The sequence below is a fragment of the Bhargavaea ginsengi genome (genome assembly GCF_900109165.1).
GTDB classification, from domain to species: Bacteria; Bacillota; Bacilli; order Bacillales_A; family Planococcaceae; genus Bhargavaea; species Bhargavaea ginsengi.
Genome location: NZ_FNZF01000014.1, coordinates 1 through 1,179 on the forward strand (window position 1 = coordinate 1; position 1,179 = coordinate 1,179).

General features: G+C 56.2%; 1 rRNA gene. It reads left to right on the forward strand.

The features are described from left to right. A 23S ribosomal RNA gene (locus BMX91_RS15605) occupies window positions 1–1,179 on the forward strand; the annotation flags it as partial.

Below are 1,179 nucleotides of genomic sequence, written 5' to 3' on the forward strand. Positions count from 1 at the left end.
ACCCCGGAGTCCCTGATTTCACACTGCCAAGAAAAGCCTCTAACGAGGCGGGAGGCGCCCGTACCGCAAACCGACACAGGTAGGCGAGGAGAGAATCCTAAGGTGATCGAGAGAACTCTCGTTAAGGAACTCGGCAAAATGACCCCGTAACTTCGGGAGAAGGGGTGCTCTATTAGGGTGTTAAAGCCCGAGAGAGCCGCAGTGAATAGGCCCAGGCGACTGTTTAGCAAAAACACAGGTCTCTGCAAAACCGTAAGGTGACGTATAGGGGCTGACGCCTGCCCGGTGCTGGAAGGTTAAGAGGAGAGGTTAGCGCAAGCGAAGCTTTGAATTGAAGCCCCAGTAAACGGCGGCCGTAACTATAACGGTCCTAAGGTAGCGAAATTCCTTGTCGGGTAAGTTCCGACCCGCACGAAAGGCGTAACGATCTGGGCACTGTCTCAACGAGAGACTCGGTGAAATTATAGTACCTGTGAAGATGCAGGTTACCCGCGACAGGACGGAAAGACCCCGTGGAGCTTTACTGTAGCCTGATATTGAATTCCGGTGCAGCCTGTACAGGATAGGTAGGAGCCGTGGAAACCGGAGCGCCAGCTTCGGTGGAGGCACTGGTGGGATACTACCCTGGCTGTATTGGACTTCTAACCCGTGCCCGTGATCCGGGCAGGGGACCGTGTCAGGCGGACAGTTTGACTGGGGCGGTCGCCTCCTAAAGAGTAACGGAGGCGCCCAAAGGTTCCCTCAGAATGGTTGGAAATCATTCGCAGAGTGCAAAGGCAGAAGGGAGCTTGACTGCGAGACCTACAAGTCGAGCAGGGTCGAAAGACGGGCTTAGTGATCCGGTGGTTCCGCATGGAAGGGCCATCGCTCAACGGATAAAAGCTACCCCGGGGATAACAGGCTTATCTCCCCCAAGAGTTCACATCGACGGGGAGGTTTGGCACCTCGATGTCGGCTCATCGCATCCTGGGGCTGTAGTCGGTCCCAAGGGTTGGGCTGTTCGCCCATTAAAGCGGTACGCGAGCTGGGTTCAGAACGTCGTGAGACAGTTCGGTCCCTATCCGTCGCGGGCGCAGGAAATTTGAGAGGAGCTGTCCTTAGTACGAGAGGACCGGGATGGACACACCGCTGGTGTACCAGTTGTCCTGCCAAGGGCATCGCTGGGTAGCTATGTGTGGA